The sequence below is a fragment of the Vitiosangium sp. GDMCC 1.1324 genome (genome assembly GCF_003044305.1).
Lineage (GTDB): Bacteria > Myxococcota > Myxococcia > Myxococcales > Myxococcaceae > Archangium.
The window spans coordinates 488,357-505,663 of record NZ_PZOX01000002.1 but is presented as its reverse complement, the minus strand read 5'-3'; the positions used below and the strand labels follow the sequence as shown (position 1 = coordinate 505,663).

Here is a 17,307-nt window from a genome sequence, read left to right as displayed (position 1 = left end):
TTGGCATCTCAGGTGCCACCTTACTGGACGGTGTGGGCGGTCCCGGTTGATGAAACATAATCAGGGCCGGTTGCCTGGAGCGTTGGCCTTATTCTCACGCCCGTCCGCCACAGGGGGCATCCGTGCTGGGATGGCGTGGAGCGCTCACACGACGCATGGATGCAAGGGGAGGATGAGGGCCGTCGAGCGCTCAGCTGGCGGAGGCTTCCAGTCCGGCGCCGCTCGAGGGAATGCGTCATGGAAGGAAGACGCAGTGGTGCTGATACATGTGGCAAGACCCGGAATCGGGTGCCGCTGGCCATGGCTGTCGGGTGAGGTACAAGAGCCTGGAAGCCCGGAGGCACGAGTCACATGCAAGCAGGGTGGAGCATTCGCAAGGCCAGCGTGGAGGACGTGGACGAGCTGATCCGTCTCCGCCTGGCGCTGCACCGCACGACGCGCGGGGTGGAGAAGCTGGAGGACGAGGAGTCGCTGGTCGAGGCCAACCGGCGCTACTTCGCGCGGGCGCTGCCCGCGGGCCAGTTTCACGCGTGGGTGGCCGTGGCCGAGGGCCGGGTGGTGGCCTGCAGCGGCCTGGTGCCCTTCGAGAGGCCGCCGATGCCGGGCAACGCGGTGGGCCTGGAGGCCTACATCATCAACATGTACACGGAGCCCGGATGGCGTGGGCGGGGCATCGCGCGGGCACTGTTCACGGAGCTGGTGCGCTTCGCTCGCGAACTGGGCGTGGGACGGCTGTTGCTGCACGCCACGCCGGACGGCCGGCCGCTGTATGAGTCGATGGGCTTCAAGCCCAACCCCACGGCGATGGAGTGGACGCTGTGGCCGGAATGAAGGGGCGTTTCCCTCGCGCATTCCCACGCTCTTTTCCTCACCCGATTTGCGAACGTGGGAACACCGCTTAAGTTGAGGAGCCTTCTCTTCCTGATGGCTTCCTGAAAGGACCGGTGTGCCCATGGCTGGAATCCGCGATGACTACATCTCGAGGATGATCGAGCAGTTGGTCGCGGCGCTCGCGGCCATCCTGAGGGCGGGCGCGGGCAAGAAGCCGGAGGAGGCATTCGAGCTCATCCAGCAGACGAGCCTGTCGCTGTTCGGCATGGAGTACCGGATGCTCATCACCATCGACGCGGGCTCGGTGGCGGGGTTGCTCGGGCACGCGGAGAAGATCAAGGCGCTGGCGAAGCTGGTGAGCGCGGAGGCGGACCTCCTCCAGCAGCGTGGGGACACCGTGGGAGCCGACCACCGGCTACATCATGCGCTCGCGCTGCTCGAGGAGGCTCGGCGCAGGAAATCCACTCCCGACCCCGAGGTGGAGACGCTCATGCTGGGGCTGCGAGACAAGCTCACGCAGCTCGGATGAAGCGCGCTGGCGCATGGTAGTTTGTCCACCCTCATGGGAGCTGGATGGGTTCGATCCTGGGGGTGGATGTGCCTTCTGCTCCTGCTGACCCAGGCGTGTGCGACGGCGGGCTCAGCGGGCGGCTTGGGGATCGAGGAGGACTTTCCGGAGGAGGGCGAAGGTGACCGGCGTCCACCCTGGGAGACGCGCAGTCAGGCGGAGGACGAAGAAGCGCGGCGGGCCGAGGCCACGGCGGCCGTGGCGGGTATGCAAGGCGTGGCCAGTCACGTGGGGGAGACGGGGGGCGAGGTGGCCTTCCACTTCTGGGTGCAGAACGGCGCGCTGACGCTGCTGTCCTGGAAGCGAGGAGCCGGAGACGCGAGTCAGACAGGAGGCGTGGACTCGTTCGTCCCTGGCCTCGAGGCCCACATGCCCACCTACGTGGGGACGCGCACGGGAGGGGTTGTCTTCACCCTCCGCCGGGAGCGACAGGGCTGGCGCCTGCATTCCTTCTCCGCCGTGGATGACGCCAGGCCCGTGGAAGCCAAGACCTTGCCGGTGCGGCGCACGGAGGTGGCGGCGGACATACTCGCCCAGGCGCAGGCGGTGGCTTCCCAACTGGCCAGCGGCCTGCGTGTACCCGAGGGCGGCGGTGCTTCCCTGGTGGCGGATGTGATGCTGGATGACGACCAGATTCTGGGAGCGGCGACCGTGCGCTACGAATCCCGTGGCGGCTCTCCCAGCCGATTGCCATCACCGGGCCTGGTTTCGCAAATCACCCAGGCGCTCCTCCCGTTTACCGCCGGCGTCGGGCCGCGCACGGTGCGGTTGACGCTGGAGGCGGACCATCACCGGACGGAGAGAAACGCACGCTGGCGCGTGATGGAGGCCGAGACGCTGCGCCCGGAGCCGCGGGCCCCGCCCGACCTTGTCGCAGAACACTACGCACTCTACGAGCGCATCCTCCGCGAGTGGAGGGAGGAGACAAAGGCAAGCGTCCAGGAGGCGGGGGTCGTCAGCGCCGAGTTCATCGCCACCTGGTTCGTCGGCAGCCTCGCTTTGCGGGGTGGCATCGTTCTCTTCGAGGCGGTGGCGCCCAGGCTGGCGGCCATCCTGGTTCGCGGGGGCTCGGAGACGGTGGCCTGGTTCCGTTCCTTCCTTGCCCGGGTTCGTCCGTATGAGAGGGAGGAGTTCCAGCGTTTGTGGATGAAGGCCCAGAGCCAGGGGCTCTCCGCCGCGGAGAAGGCGCAGTTCAGCAAGCTCATGGCTCGCTTCGAGAAACTCCTCGATACCAAGCTGGATCCTGATGCACTCAACAAGCTCAGGCGGTGGGCTCAGGATGATTTCTACCAGAAATTCCACCCTGACATGGCGAAGCTCCTGCTCGATGAGGGGGGAAGGTTCTACCCCGTGCATCATCGCATTCCCCTGGAGCACGCCCATCTCTTCGAGCGATTGAACATCAACGCGCGGGAGAACCTTTGGGGCGTGCACATTGCTGTGCACAAGAGTGTCAATAAGGTCTGGACGTTATTCCGGCGGGCGAAAGGCAAGGCCACTGCGGAGGACGTGCGAAAAGTGGCTGCCATCGTCGATAGGCACTTTGGCCGCTGGTTCAACCAACGCTATGAGGCAAGCCGCTCTGCGTCCGCGCTTGCTGAGGCCGAGGCGGGTGCAATCGAAGAGGTGAAGGTTCTCGTAGACCTCATCCTGAAATGAGCATGGCCATGAATGCAGATATTCCACTACCTGGTCTCGATCGGCTGATAGAGGTGTACAAGAAACATGGGCTGCCCGTGAAAATCCTGCCGCCGGGGCGCTCCCCACCCTCGGCTGGAGAACTCGTGGCGGGCCATCCCTTCGATCCCGTGCTCGCGGCCGTCTACAAGCGCCTGGGCGGAGCCAGGTTTGGCGGGGAGCATCATGGGGAGCTCTTCCTCGACCATGTCGATGACCAGGTGAACGGAATCGTGCTGACGACCGAGGGATTTCGCGACGAGGAGGAACCCTTCCACTCCTCCGTCACCTTCGGTCGCATTCCCGGACTCGCCGCCTACTACGCCGTGGTGCCGAGGTTGGCCGACGAGCAGGGCCGCCAACCGGTCATCTACTTCGAGACCTATATGGACAGGTACGTCCTGCCCGTCGCCTCAGACGTGGATCGCTTCTTCGACGCCCTCTCGCGCTACATCGACATCATGGTAGTGGACGAGGGTTACCGGGCGGACGGCGTCCCCGATATTTTTTTCCCCAGCAGAGTGCCCGAGCTCATCGCCCGCGACCGGCGGCTGGTCGAGATGATCACCACCGGGCGCTTCGACTTCATCATGAACCTGGGCGACGAGTACCAGGACTGGCTCGCCCGGGTGAAGTCGGCCTGAAGGGCAGCTCTCCTCCCGCCCGCATGGACGTCCTTCTACTGCGGGGTGAGCACGGACTCGCAGGTGGAGAGCACCCGGGGCTCGGGCTCCGAGGCGTACTCGGCCTTCTCCGTGCAGCGCAGCTTCAGCACGTCGCTCTCGAGGCTGGCCATGCACTCGCGATAGCCGCTGGTCGGTGCCGGGCCCCCATCGGACGGGCCGGCGTAGGTGCGGTTCTCGTAGAGGGTCCAATGCCCCTCGTAGAGGTCGTAGGTGGGTTTGCCGGGGGGAGAGTTGCCGCTCCAGAAGTATCGCCCACGTGGGGGCAGTTGGGTCTCCTCCGCGCCGGACACGTCGAAGTCGCACGCATCCTTGTTCGCGGTGATGGAAAGGGTGCCGGTCGGGCCGCAGGCGCCGCTGACGGTGAAGCGAGCGCTCCGCTTCGGATGGGGGCACGACTCGGCCGAGTCGGCGAGGAGCAGGAATCCGGTGACTCCCAGGATGATGACGGCGGCGAGGCTCTTCACGAAGTGTTTCATGGCGTGGCTCCTGGCGCGCGAGCGCCTTGGGGGGAAGGGGAAGGCCGCGAGTCGGTGTGCTGGCGGCCGTAGAGGACCGCGGCCCAGACGAGCGGCAGGGTGAGGAGGTCCGTGGGGTCGGCCACGGCCCGGAAGGACGTCAGACCCAGCGGTGTGCCCACCTGCCGCAGCGCCGCGCAGAAGAGCTCCACCGCGAGGGGAGACACCTTCAGCGCCGTATAGAGGAGCGCGCACACCCCTGCGCCCACGTGCAGGCGGGTGGAGCGCGGCCAGCGCGTCACCAGGGCGAGCAGGGCGGAGAGGTAGAGCGGCAGGAAGAAGCAGATGGCGACATCCGACAGCTTGCCCGTCAGCGCGTTGTGGAGGGTGGGCTTGAGCCAGCGGTCGTTGACGGCCATGAGGGCCACGGCCGCGAGCGGCAGCGGCGCGAGGAACTCGGGCATCGGGGGCAATCGCCTCACAGGGGTCCGCCTCCGCGCAGCATCGCGCGCAGCAGGATGCCGTCGGTGAGGAGCTCCACCGGCGCGTGGTCATCGGAGAGGGGCGCTCCGGCCCGCACCGGACGCAGCTCGGTGGAGACGCGGAAGGCGAGGGCCCTCAGATGCTCGGGCAGCGTGGGGATGTTCGCGGCCAGCCGCCGGCCGAGCCCCGGTGGCCCGGCGAAGAGGAGCGTATTGCTGCGGTTGCGAGCATCGGCGGCGCGCACCTCGGGGAAGACGGTTGCCAGCGTGGCTCCCACCGCGTCCACCACCGCGTACTCATCGAGGTAGCGGCCCACGTTGAAGCAGGCGATGCCTCCGGGCGCGAGGTGCTCGGCGACCGCCTGCATGAACTCACGCGTGGTGAGGTGGAAGGGGACGTAGGGGAAGCGGAAGGCATCGACGATGATGGCGTCGTAGCGGCGTGTGTCTCCGGCGAGGAAGGCGCGGGCATCGCCCACGTGCACCTCCACCTCGGGGGACAGGGCGAAGTGGGCGCGAGCCAGCCGCACCACCTCGGGATCCAACTCGACGCCTACCACCTGGGCTCCTGGGTACGTCTCCAGCAGACCCCGAGCGCTCGTCCCCGCGCCCAGGCCGAGCAACAGCACGCGCGGCGCATGGGGCGTCTCCCGCTCCATGGCGGGGACGAGCATGTAATGGGCGAAGACCTCCTGGCTCACCGGCTGGCCCGGCTTCCAGAGGCTCTGCACGGCGAAGCCCTCGTCGAAGACGAGCTCACGGGAGCCATCCGGATGCGCGAGGGCCTGCACATAGGCGTAGGGGGACTCGGCGACCTCGAGGGCGCGAGGGTGATGGGGCAGGGCGAGCGGCCCGAGGGCGAGCGCCAGGGCCGGGACACAGAGCGCGAGGAGCCGCCAGCGCCAGTGCAGTCCGAGGCTGGCGACGGCTCCCAGCAGCAGCGCGAAGAGGGCCATGGTCCGGGCGGTCCCCAGAAGCGGGAGCGCGGCGAAGGCGGCCACGAGCGTGCCCACGATGCTGCCGGTGGTGGAGGCCGCCGAGAGGGAACCCGCATGTGCTCCAGCGCCCTGTACGCCCCCGAGCCCCACGCGCAGCAGGAAGGGACCCACCGCGCCGAGCACCAGCAAGGGAGGCACCGCGGCGAGGGTGAAGAGGAGGACGCGGCCCACTCCGGCGAGGGGCTGGCCGGCGAGCACCGAGGTGGTGACTCCGGGGAGCAGGACTCGCGCGAGGAAGGGCAGCAGGGCGAGGTGGGCCGCCACGGCGCAGAGCGCGGCGAGCAGCGGCTCGAGCCGCCCCAACCTGTCCACGGCGCGGCCACCGAGATGGGCTCCGAGCGCCATGCCGCCCAGGACGATGGAGATGAGCGCCGCCCAGACGGGAGTGCTGCTGCCGAAGTAGGGCGCCACCAGGCGTGAGGCCGCCATCTCCGCGGCCATGACGGTGGTGCCGGTGAGGAAGGACAACCATGTGAGCGAGGGCTTCATGGGGTGCCGCCGGGCGAAAGCAATCCGCGTTCCGCACCTGTCCGGCTTCTTCCGGAGGTGGGGCGGACCGCGGATGTCTTCGAGGGAAATCACCCATGTGAGGGGTGCTCTCGTCGGGCTGCGTCAGGAGCTCGACCCTGAGCTGGCCGGGGGGCGTGACATGACACGCATGTCATGTCTGGGAAAGGAACCTGGGCGCGCTACAGGAGGAGCCAGGACACGCGTGTCAGCGTCTGCTCCCGAGGACCGTGACTCGACGGGGTGGGCTTCGCCTGGTGAGGCATTGGCACCCGGGGCAGGAGGGGGGTGGTGACTCCCCGCTCGCCGCTGGAACAGGATGTCCCTCTTGTCCCGCGAGGAGCGAGAGGGGGAAGTACGTGAAGACCGGAACGAAGAACTGGCGCTGGCTGGCCACGTGGCTCGCATTGCCGCTCACTGGCTGTGCGCTGGGCAGCGTGCGTCAGGTGAAGGTGGACGCGCTCGGCCGCTATGACGAGGCGCGCGGCGTGGCGGTCGAAGTGAAGGGCGATGTGACCGACGCGATGAGGAAGGAGCTCCAGGAGTCCTTCCAGCGCGGGGTGGAGACCCGGACCCGCGTGTCCGAGGGCGCGAGTGGAGCGCCCCTGCGGCTCGAGCTACGCGTCGTGGAGGCCACCTCCACCGAGGCTCCCTCCTCGACGACCACCGACCAGGTCGCCGAGAAGGCGCGGACGACGTTTGGGCTCGCGGGGCTCGGGAAGTCGGGCGGGCGGCTGGCCCTCGAGGGGCTGCTGCTGGCGCCCGAGGGCGAGGAGCGGCTCGGCCTGGTGCGATGGGAGTCGGAGGGGGAGCCGTCGGCGCTGGCGTCACAGGCGGGTCTCGAGGCGGGTGAGGCGCTCGGCCGGGAGATGGATTTTCGCAGCAGGTACTTCGTCAACCGCCGTGCCGCGGACGAGCGGATGTTCTTCACGCCCACGCCCCTCACGCTGGAGCCGGGCGAGGTGGTGCTGAGCAATGACGAGGTGCTGCTCTTCCGTCTGGGCGTGGGCCTGGGCCGGCGCGTGCAGCTCGACATGTGGGCCGGTGGCCTGCCCATCCCGTTGGCGGGAGGCGCGCCGCTCTATCTGATCCACGCGGTGGGAGGCGCGGGCGGGGCGGCGCTCGGGGCGCTCGGCACCTTCGACCTGGGCCTCAAGGTGAGGCTGCTCAATGAGTCGCGCTACCTGCCCGGCCTGGCCGCCTCCTATGACTTCCTCAACCTCTTCGCGGGAGCGGTGGGCGTCGGAGGGCTGGTGATTCTCGGCAATGGCGTGGGGGCCGCCGGGGCGGCGGGGGCCGCTGGAGCCAACCTCCAGTTCAACCTCTTCAGCGTCGTGGCGGGGAAGCACTTCGGGGACTTCCATCTCACCGCGGGTGCCTACGTGCTCGACAACCACCACATCGTTGGACAGAACGCCGTCATCACGGTGGGCGTCGCGGGTACGGATGGGAGCGATGGGAACGGAGGCGTCGGGGGCGGGAGCACCACGCTTCCTCGCTTCCCCACTCAGGTGCAGGCCTTCATCGGAGCGCAGTACGTGCTCGGGCCCCACAGCGAGCTCGGGATGGAGTTCTTCCCGCGCAAGCCCTTCCAGGACTCGTTCGGCACCACGGGCGTGCGCTGGCTGCTGGGCGCGGATTCGCCTGCCGGACCCCTGGCCCTCGACCGGCTGCGGGTCCGCATCGACCTGGCGGCGCTCTGGGTCTACGTGCCGCCCACCTCGGATGGGAAACAGGACGGCTCGGTCCTCCCCGTGCCGTGGTTGGGACTCGGCTTCTACAAGCTCTGAGGCCTCACTTCCCGGGCCGGGTGGCGCCTTCGTTCCACCCGCCCCCCAACGCCTTGATGAGGCCGACCGCGGACACCATCCGCTGGCTGGAGATGTTGATCAGCCTGTTCTCGGCGGAGAACGCGACCGTCTGGGAGGCAATCACATCGAGGTAGGTCGCCGTGCCCGCCTTGTACTCATTCGTGACGATCTCGAGTGCCTGGTGGGCGGTCCGCACTGCCTGCTGTTGGATGTCGGCCTCCTTCTCGAGCATGCGCAAGGACACGAGGTTGTCCTCGACGTCCTGGAACGCGGCCAGCACCGTTTGCCGATAGGCCGCGGCGCTCTGGTCGTACGCCGCACGCGCCTCCGCCGTCTGTGCGGCGCGGAGGCCGCCGTCGAAGAGGACCGCCGCCAGTTGCGATCCGAGCGACCACACCAGTGCCGGCGCCGCGAACCATTGCGCGAACGCCGCGCTCTCCAAGCCGGTCGTCGCCGACAGCATCAGGGACGGAAAGAACGCCGACATCGCGACGCCAATCTGCTCGTTCGCCGCCGCGGCTCTGCGCTCGGCTGCCGCGACATCGGGCCGCCTTTCGAGGAGTGCCGAGGGAAGCTGCGCGGGAATCTCGGGAGGAGTCGCGTCGAGGGGCCTGCGTGGAAGCGAGAAGATCGACGCGGGCACTCCCACGAGCACGGCGATGGCGTGCTCGAGCTGCGCCCGCGCGATGCCGTTGTCGAACGCGGCCGCTTGCGCCGAGAGCAATTGCGTCTGGGCCTGGAGCACATCCGCGCGGGAGACCACCCCCTGCGCATGACGATTCTGGGTCAGCTCGAGCGCCTTCTGATACGCGGCGACGGTGTCGTCGAGCAGCTTCTGTGCCGCGTCGAGGGCGCGCAGCCGGAAGTAACTCTGCGCGAGCATCCCCTGTGCGGACAGCTTCGCATTCGCGAGGTCGTCGGCGGCGGCCTGCGCGGACGCGTTCGCGCCATTCACCTGCCGGCGCACGCGGCCCCACAGGTCGGGCTCCCACGCCGCGTCGAGTGACACGTTGAAATCGTCTCGGGGGGGAGATGAACCCGTGCTCGTACCACCGCCAGCCGCCGCTCCGCGCGATCGTCTCGCCGAGGCGGAGACTCCGATCGTCGGGAAGAACGAAGCGCGCGCCTGGGCGACGAGGGTCCGCGCCCGCTGGTAGGCTGCCTCGAAGCCCGCGACGGTCTGATTCGAGGTGGCGACCTTCTCCTCGAGCGCATTCAGCTCCGGGTCATGGAAGCTCTCCCACCAGGCGCCGCGGTCCTTCCTGTCGCTCGGCTGGGCGACCTTCCACCCTTCGGCTGCTTCCTTGAAATGCTCGGGGACCGCGACGGTCGGACGCACGTAGTCCGGGCCGACCGCGCAGCTGGCGAGCATCAGCGCGGCGAGCAGTGGCAGGCGACTGGCGTTTCGCGAGTCATGGCAAGAGGTGCGATGAATCATCATCGAGCCTTCCTCGGGGTCAACGCTCGGTGGGTCTCGTCGACGCCCGGCCGGGGAAGAGCCGCGCACGATGCCGTCGCACCCAGAGGCCGAAGCGGTCGAGTGTGAGGTAGATCACCGGAGTGGTGTAGAGATTCAGCAACTGGCTGACGGTCAATCCCCCGACAATGGCAATTCCGAGTGGCTTCCTCAGCTCGGAGCCGACTCCCGTACCGAGCGCCAATGGCAGGGCACCCAGCAGCGCGGCCATCGTCGTCATCAGGATGGGCCGAAGGCGCAGTTGCGCCGCGCGATGAATAGCCTCACGCGGGCTGACGCCTTCGCTTCGCTCCACCTCGATCGCGAAGTCGATCATCATGATGGCGTTCTTCTTGACGATACCAATCAAGAGGATGATGCCGATCAACGCGATGATCGACAGCTCCAGCCCGCAGAGCATCAGTGCCAGCAGCGCACCGACACCCGCCGAGGGCAGCGTCGACAGGATGGTGATGGGGTGGAGGGTGCTCTCGTACAGAATTCCGAGCACGATATACACCGCGAGCAACGCGGCGGAGATCAACAGTGGTTCCGTCGCCAGGGAGGCCTGGAATGCCTGCGCGGTGCCGGTGAACCTGCCGCGCACATTGGCCGGCAGGCCCATTTGATGGACCGCCGCGTTGACTTCGTCCACCGCCGTACCGAGCGCGACGCCCGGCAGCAGGTTGAAGGACAGCGTCGCCGAGGGAAATTGCCCCTGGTGGTTGACCGAGAGCAGGGTGGACGCCGGTGCGAAGTGCGCGAACGCCGAGAGGGGCACCTGCTGGCCGCTCTGTGTCACCACGTAGATGTCATTCAGGCTCTCGGGCCGCTGCCAGAAGCGTCTGTCGACGACCATCACCACGTGGTACTGGTTCCGGTCGGTGTACATGGTCGACACCTGCCGCTGGCCGAAGGCGTCATACAGGACGTTGTCCACCTGTTGGGGCGTGATGCCGAAGCGCGCTGCCGTGTCATGATCCACCGTCACGTAGGCCTCGAGGCCGTGGTTGAGCTGGTCGCTGTTGATGTCGGCGATCCCCGGAAGCTGTTGCATCCGCGTCATCACGAGGGGCGCCCAGGTGTTCAGCTCGGTCAGGCTGTCCGCCGCCAGGGTGAACTGGAATTGTGCGGGGCCCTGCCGGCCGCCGATCACCAGGTCCTGCGAGGCCTGGAGATACAGTGTGGCGCCCGGGACCACCGCGAGTTTGCGGCGCAACCGGTTGATGACCGCGCTGGCGTCCTCCTTGCGCTCCGCGAGCGGCTTGAGCGAAATGAACATCGAGCCCGAGTTCGACGTGCGCCCGCCGACGGAACCGGACACGGCCTCGACGGAGGGATCCTCGCGGACGAGCTTCATGTAGGCCTCCAGCTTCTGCGCCATCTGGGTGAACGAGATGTCCTGCTGGGCCTGGATCGTCGCGTTGAGGCGGCCGGTGTCCTGGAGGGGAAAGAAGCCCTTCGGCACGCGGAGGTAGAGATAGGCGTTCAACGCCACGGTCGCGAGCGTGAGCAGGAGCAGCAGGCCAGGGTGCCGGAGTGCCCACCCGAGGCTCCTGCCATAGCCGTCTCGCAGCCGCTCGAAGAGGCGCGCACCGAAGCGTGAAGGCTTCTCCTCGTCTCGGGCGCGGAGGAGCCGCGAGCACATCACCGGGGTGACGGTGAGCGACACCACGAGCGACACGAGAATCGCCATCGACAGGGTGACGGCGAACTCATGGAAGAGCCGGCCGACGATGCCGCCCATCAGGAGGATGGGGATGAACACGGCGATCAGCGAGAGGCTCATCGACACCACCGTGAAGCTGACCTCTCGTGAGCCGCGAAGGGCCGCCTGCATCGGCTTCATGCCCGCTTCGATGTGCCGCTCGATGTTTTCCAGCACGACGATCGCATCGTCGACGACGAAGCCGGTGGAGATCGTCAACGCCATCATCGACAGGTTGTCGAGGCTATAGTCGAGGAAATACATGGCCGCGAAGGTGCCGAGCAGCGACAGCGGCACCGCGACGCTCGGAATCAAGGTGGCCCGTGCGCTGCCGAGGAACGCGTACACGACGAAGAGCACCAGGGCGATGGCGGACAGCAGCGTCATTTCGACGTCGTGCAGCGACGCGCGAATGGTCGTCGTGCGGTCCATCGTGACCGACAGGTCGATACCGGCTGGGATGGACTCCTCGAACATGGGCAATAGCGCGCGTATCTGGTCGACCGTGTCGATCACGTTCGCGCCGGGCTGCTTGAAGACGATCAACAGAACCGCCTGCTTGCCGTTCGCGAGGCCCAGGTTGTGGACGTCCTCGACGCTGTCGGTGACGCTCGCCACATCCTGCAGTTGGACCGGCGCGCCGTTCCTGTAGCCGATGATGATCGGCTGGTACTGGTAGGCCTTGAAGAGCTGGTCATTCGCGTAGAGCGCATACGTGCGCGGCCCGTCCTCGAGCTGGCCCTTCGGCCGGTTCGCGTTCTGCGCGAAGAGCGCCAGGCGTACCGCCTCGAGGCCAAGCCCGTATTTGGAGAGCGCGGTCGGATTCACCTCGGCCCGTACCGCGGGCAGCGCGCCGCCTCCCACCGTCACCTGGCCGACCCCGGCCGTCTGCGCCAGCCTTTGTTGCAGGTACGTCGACGCGATGTCGTACATCTGCCCGCGCGTATAGGTATCCGACGTCAGCGCGATGATCATGATGGGCGCATCGGCCGGGTTCACCTTGCGGTAGGTCGGGTTGTTCGGGAGGTTCGCGGGAAGGTTGCCTCGAGCCGCGTTGATGGCCGCCTGGACGTCGCGCGCGGCGCCGTCGATGTCTCGCGACAAATCGAACTGCACGGTGATGCTCGTCGAGCCGAGGCTGCTGGTCGACGTCATCTCGGTGATGCCCGCGATGCGGCCCAGTTGCCGCTCCAGCGGCGTGGCGACCGACGTGGCCATGACTTCGGGGCTCGCGCCTGGAAGACCCGCCTGCACCATGATGGTCGGGAACTCGACCTGGGGCAGTGGCGCGACGGGAAGCAGATTGAAGGCGACCGCGCCGAAGAGCGCGAGGCCCGCCGCGAGGAGCGAGGTGGCGATCGGGCGGCCGATGAAAGGCGCGGACAGGTTCATGACGGCTCCTGGCTCGCCGGGGCCCGTCCGAAGTGCCGGCCATACCAATCCGAGAGCTGGCGCGACAGGGTGTCGAAGCCCAGGTAGATGACGGGCGTCGTGAAGAGGGTCAGCAATTGGCTGACGGCAAGCCCGCCGATGATGGCGACCCCGAGCGGATGCCGCAGCTCGGACCCCATTCCGGTGCCGAGCGCGAGCGGAACGGCACCCAGCATCGACGCCATCGTCGTCATCAGGATGGGCCTGAAACGCAGCAGGCACGCCTCATGGATGGCATCGCGCGGCGTCTTGCCGTGCACCCGCTCGGCCTCGAGTGCGAAGTCGATCATCATGATCGCGTTCTTCATCACGATGCCGATGAGGAGGATGATGCCGATCAGCGCGATCACCCCGAGGTCGAAGCCGCACAGCAGCAGCGCGAGCAATGCACCCAGGGTGGCGGAGGGCAGTGTCGAGAGGATGGTGAGCGGGTGGACGTAGGACTCGTACAGCACCCCGAGCACGATGTAGACGACGACGACCGCCGCCAGCACGAGGAAGCCCTCGTTCGCGAGCGAGTCCTGGAAGGTCTTCGCGGTGCCCTCGAACGACGTCTGCACCGAGACCGGCATCGCGAGGCGTTGCTCGGTCTGCGTGAACACGCGCGCCACATCGGACAGCGACGAGCCCGGCGCGAGGTTGAAGGACACGGTCGCAACGGGGAACTGCCCCTGCCGGTTGATGACGAGCGGGCCGACTCCCCGGGACACGCGCGCGACCGTCAGCAGCGGTGTCGGGACGCCACTCGCCGACGGGAGGTAGATGCTGTCCAGGGCCCGCGTCGTGTGTTGCAACTCGGGCGTGACCTCGAGCACGACATGGTACTGATTGAGCTGGGTGAAGATCGTCGACACCTGCCGCTGGCCGAACGCGTTGTACAGCTCGTTGTCGATCTGCTGCGGTGTGATGCCGAGGCGCGACGCGGCGTTCCGGTCGATGTCGATGTTCATCCGCAGGCCGCCGTTCTGCAGATCGCTCGAGACATCGGTGAGCTCTGGCCGATTCTTCAGCTCCTCGACCAGTCTGTCGGCCCACTCTGTGACCTCGGTCGCATCGGGCGAGCTCAAGCTGTATTGGTACTGCGTGCGGCTCACGCGGACGCTGATCGTCAGGTCCTGGACCGGCGACAGGAACAGCGTGATGTCTGGCACCTCGGCGAGCTTGGGTTGTAGTCGGCGGATGACCCCCATGGCCGATGCATCGCGCTCGCCGAGCGGCTTGAGGGTGATCAGCATCCGTCCGCTGTTCAGCGTGGTGTTCGTGCCGTCGACGCCGATGAACGACGACAGGTTCTCGACCGCCGGATCCTGGAGAACGACTCGCGCGAGCGCCTGCTGCCGCTCGACCATGGCCGGGAAGGAGATTCCTGGCGGTGCATTGGAGATCCCCTGGATCACACCGGTGTCCTGTACCGGGAAGAAGCCCTTCGGAATGAACCAGGCCAGGAGCACCGTGAGCAGCAGCGTCGCGAAGGCGACGAGCAGTGTCAGGCCCCGGTGCTCGAGCACCCACGTCAATGCGACGTCATAGCGGTCCACGATCCGCCCGAACGTGTCGCCGACCACCCGCTCGAAGCGGCTCATCTCGCCTGGCGTGCGATGCCGGAGGAGCCGCGAGCACAGCATCGGTGTCAACGTGAGCGACACGAACGCGGAGAGCAGGATGGTGACGGCCAGGGTGATGGCGAACTCGCGGAACAGGCGTCCGACCACGTCACCCATGAACAGCAATGGAATCAGCACGGCGATCAGGGAGACCGTCAGCGAGAGGATGGTGAAGCCAATCTGCTTCGACCCCTTCAGCGCGGCCTCCAGGGGTGGATCTCCCGCTTCGATGTAGCGCGTGATGTTCTCGATCATCACGATGGCGTCATCGACGACGAAGCCCGTTGCGATCGTCAGCGCCATGAGCGTGAGGTTGTTCAGCGAGAAGCCCAGCAGGTACATCGCGCCGAAGGTGCCGACGAGTGACAGGGGGACCGCCACGCTCGGGATGAAGGTCGCGGGAAGGTTCCGCAGGAAGAGGAAGATCACCAGCACGACGAGCGCGACCGAGAACATCAGCTCGAATTGGATGTCCTGGACCGACGTGCGGATCGTCGTCGTGCGGTCGGTCAGCACGGTCACCTTCACCGGTGCGGGGAGCGTGGACTGCAATTGGGGCAGCAGCTTCTTCACGCTGTCCACGACCTGGATGACGTTCGCACCCGGTTGCCGCTGGACGTTGAGGATGACGGCCGACTGCTGGTTCATCCAGGCGGCCTGCCTGACATTCTCGGCACCATCGAGCACGGCTCCCACGTCGCCCAGTCGGATGGGGGCGCCATTCCTGTACGCGATGATCAACGGGGTGTAATCGGTGCTGGCCGAGAGCTGGTCGTTCGCGTTGATGGTGTAGGCCTGCCGGGGACCATCGAAGCTGCCTTTGGGGGCGTTCACGTTCGCCGCGCCGACCGCGGTGCGGACGTCCTCGAGCGTGAGGCCCTGGGAGGACAGCGCGGTCGAGTTCACCTGAATCCTCACGGCGGGCCGCTGACCGCCGCTGATGCTGACGAGGCCGACGCCGGGCAACTGGGAGATCTTCTGCGCGAGCCGCGTGTCGGCGAGGTCCTCGAGCCGCGGCAGCGGCAGGGTGTCGGAGGTGAGCGCGAGCGTGATGATGGGCGTATCGGCCGGGTTGACCTTGCTGTAGACGGGCGGGTTCGGCAGATCGATCGGCAGCAGGTTCGACGCCGCGTTGATGGCGGCCTGCACCTCCTGCTCGGCGATATCGAGGCTCATGGAGAGCGTGAACTGGAGCGTGATGACCGAGGCTCCGCCCGAACTGGACGACGTCATCTGATTCAGGCCCGGCATCTGTCCGAACTGCCGCTCGAGCGGCGCGGTGATCGACGAGGCCATCACGTCGGGGCTCGCGCCCGGGTAGAACGTCACGATCTGGATGGTCGGGTAATCGACCTGGGGCAGCGCGGACACGGGCAACATCCGGTAGGCGAACGCGCCCGCGAGCAGGAGCGCCAGCATCAGCAGCGACGTGGCGATGGGCCGGAGGATGAAGGGGCCAGACATCTACATTCCTCCGTCCCGCGGCGGGCCGCCCTGTCCTCCATCCACCGCACCGGAGCCGCCCACGCCTGGAGGCTGGCTGGCCTGGTGGGGGCCCAAGAGGGTGATGGACGCACCGTCGGTGAGCTTGTCCGCGCCCTCGATGACGACCTGTTCGTCCGGCTCGAGCCCTCGCAGTACGACGGTGTTGTCTTCATAGGCGGGGCCCGTCGTCACCGGCCGCACGTGAACCGTCTTGTTGGCGTTGATGACGTAGACGAACGTGCCTTGCACGCCGTATTGGATGGCCGCGGTGGGGATGATGGTCGCGCCGTGCAACGTGTCGATCAGGAGCTGCGCGTTGACGAACTGTTGAGGGAACAGCCTGAAGTCATGGTTTGGGAAGGACGCCTTCAGCTTGATGGTGCCTGTCGTCGAGTCGATCTGGTTGTCGAGCGTGAGGAGCGTTCCGGTCGCGAGCAGCTGCTTGCGTGCGCGGTCGTAGGCCTCGGCCTTCAGTGTCTGGCCCGCCGCGAGCTTCGCCAGGATGTCCGGGACGTGGTCCTCCGGCACGGAGAAGACCACGTTGATGGGCTGCAACGCGTTGACGATCACGATGCCGTTCGTGTCGGTGGCGTGCACGATGTTGCCTGGGTCGACCTGCCGCAGGCCGACCCGGCCGCCGACGGAGGTGGTGATGCGGGTGTAGATCAGGTTCAGTTTCGCGGAATCGACCGCGGCCTGATCTGTCTTCACGACCCCCTCATATTGCCGGACGAGCGCGGCTTGCGTATCGAGCTGCTGCTTGGCGACCGAGTCCTGCGCGTAGAGCGTCTGGTAGCGCAGCAGATCCACCCGTGCGTTCGCGAGCAGCGCTTCGTCTCGGAAGAGCTGGCCTTGCGCCTGCTCGAGCTGGACCCGGAACGGCCGGGGATCGATCTCGGCCAGCAGGTCGCCCGCTTCGACGAGCTGTCCCTCCTTGAACATGACGCGCATGAGCTGGCCGTCGACACGGGACCGCACGACGACCGAGTCGGTGGGCGTCACCGAGCCGAGGCCGGTGAGATAGACGGGCACGTCGTGGGTCGCTGCGGTGGCCGCTACCACGGGCTGTGCACGCTGCTGGCCTTGCGCCGGGCCGCGTCCCCCTTGCCTCGCGCTCGTATTTCCGGAGGCGACGTTGTTGCGATGCCGCTCATAGGCGATCGCCGCGGCGACCACGATGAGGCACAGGACGAGCCACACCCAGCGCCGGCGTCTCCACTGCTTCGGCGGTGGGCCCTCGGGGCCGGATGGTCCACCGCCTCCCGTGCCCGCGGGCGGACGGCCCGGGCCGGTCGGGGCGGTCGAGTGGGGCTCGGTCCCGGTTGGCTCGGAGGTGGGGGGCATGTTCATACGCGCAGGGTGGGAGGAGCGAGGCAGGCGGAGCCGGGCGCCGCCGTGCCACCGGGCAGGTGCAACGAGGGGTTGGAGGGTCGGGCGCGCTGCAAAGCTGGTTGTCACGGGCCGCCGTGCAACCGAGACAGCTCAACGCCTGGTGTGTGCTGGTCAGAACCGGTCATGCGGTCGGCGAGGATGTGTCGCCTGACAACGCGAGGCTTCGATTCCCAGCCTGGGGTGTGACCCGGGTGCGACCGTGGGACGGTTTCTCCG

Annotated in this window: 12 protein-coding genes; 5 read left to right on the top strand and 7 right to left on the bottom strand. The window is 67.4% G+C overall.

Annotated features, from left to right (window positions below; genetic code table 11):
- Window positions 1-351: 351 nt before the first annotated feature.
- The 4 genes from DAT35_RS06530 to DAT35_RS06515 all read left to right on the top strand — a co-directional run bounded on the left by DAT35_RS06530 (window position 352) and on the right by DAT35_RS06515 (window position 3,720).
- Complete coding sequence (locus DAT35_RS06530; RefSeq protein ID WP_108066023.1) at window positions 352-831, top strand: GNAT family N-acetyltransferase; 480 nt, start codon at window positions 352-354, stop codon at window positions 829-831.
- Window positions 832-952: 121 nt separating this feature from the next.
- The gene (locus tag DAT35_RS06525) at window positions 953-1,360 is read left to right on the top strand and encodes a hypothetical protein (protein ID WP_146209597.1); all 408 of its coding nucleotides are present in this window, start codon (window positions 953-955) and stop codon (window positions 1,358-1,360) included.
- Between the two features lie 408 nt (window positions 1,361-1,768).
- Window positions 1,769-3,058: a hypothetical protein gene (locus tag DAT35_RS06520; RefSeq protein WP_146209596.1), complete on the top strand. Its 1,290-nt coding sequence runs from the start codon at window positions 1,769-1,771 to the stop codon at window positions 3,056-3,058.
- Between the two features lie 125 nt (window positions 3,059-3,183).
- A complete protein-coding gene (locus DAT35_RS06515; RefSeq protein ID WP_108066020.1) occupies window positions 3,184-3,720 on the top strand; it encodes a hypothetical protein in 537 nt (178 codons plus the stop codon).
- Between the two features lie 35 nt (window positions 3,721-3,755).
- Here DAT35_RS06515 and DAT35_RS06510 read toward each other — a convergent pair whose 3' ends face one another.
- The 3 genes from DAT35_RS06510 to DAT35_RS06500 are packed head-to-tail and all read right to left on the bottom strand — an operon-like array spanning window position 3,756 to window position 6,186.
- On the bottom strand, window positions 3,756-4,238 hold the full coding sequence (locus DAT35_RS06510; RefSeq protein WP_108066019.1) for a hypothetical protein: 483 nt from the start codon (window positions 4,236-4,238) through the stop codon (window positions 3,756-3,758).
- The gene (locus DAT35_RS06505; protein ID WP_233261322.1) at window positions 4,235-4,681 is read right to left on the bottom strand and encodes a hypothetical protein; all 447 of its coding nucleotides are present in this window, start codon (window positions 4,679-4,681) and stop codon (window positions 4,235-4,237) included. Before DAT35_RS06505 ends, DAT35_RS06510 begins: the two co-directional genes overlap by 4 nt.
- A 14-nt stretch (window positions 4,682-4,695) precedes the next feature.
- Window positions 4,696-6,186, bottom strand: coding sequence for a spermidine synthase (locus DAT35_RS06500; protein WP_108066018.1), 1,491 nt, complete (start codon window positions 6,184-6,186; stop codon window positions 4,696-4,698).
- Between the two features lie 377 nt (window positions 6,187-6,563).
- Here DAT35_RS06500 and DAT35_RS06495 point away from each other — a divergent pair, with 377 nt between their 5' ends.
- Window positions 6,564-7,994 carry a hypothetical protein gene (locus tag DAT35_RS06495; protein ID WP_108066017.1) on the top strand — a complete coding sequence of 477 codons (1,431 nt, stop codon included), beginning with the start codon at window positions 6,564-6,566 and terminating at the stop codon, window positions 7,992-7,994.
- Between the two features lie 4 nt (window positions 7,995-7,998).
- On the opposite strand, the gene DAT35_RS06490 is transcribed toward DAT35_RS06495, so the two are convergent.
- Genes DAT35_RS06490 through DAT35_RS06475 form a run of 4 tightly spaced genes read right to left on the bottom strand, consistent with a single transcriptional unit; the run spans window position 7,999 to window position 16,899 of the window.
- Window positions 7,999-9,522, bottom strand: a complete 1,524-nt coding sequence (locus tag DAT35_RS06490) for an efflux transporter outer membrane subunit (protein ID WP_199242825.1) — start codon at window positions 9,520-9,522, stop codon at window positions 7,999-8,001.
- Window positions 9,473-12,571: a multidrug efflux RND transporter permease subunit gene (locus DAT35_RS06485; RefSeq protein WP_108066015.1), complete on the bottom strand. Its 3,099-nt coding sequence runs from the start codon at window positions 12,569-12,571 to the stop codon at window positions 9,473-9,475. Before DAT35_RS06485 ends, DAT35_RS06490 begins: the two co-directional genes overlap by 50 nt.
- Complete coding sequence (locus DAT35_RS06480; protein WP_108066014.1) at window positions 12,568-15,678, bottom strand: multidrug efflux RND transporter permease subunit; 3,111 nt, start codon at window positions 15,676-15,678, stop codon at window positions 12,568-12,570. Before DAT35_RS06480 ends, DAT35_RS06485 begins: the two co-directional genes overlap by 4 nt.
- Complete coding sequence (locus DAT35_RS06475; RefSeq protein WP_158501576.1) at window positions 15,679-16,899, bottom strand: MdtA/MuxA family multidrug efflux RND transporter periplasmic adaptor subunit; 1,221 nt, start codon at window positions 16,897-16,899, stop codon at window positions 15,679-15,681.
- Between the last annotated feature and the right edge of the window lie 408 nt (window positions 16,900-17,307).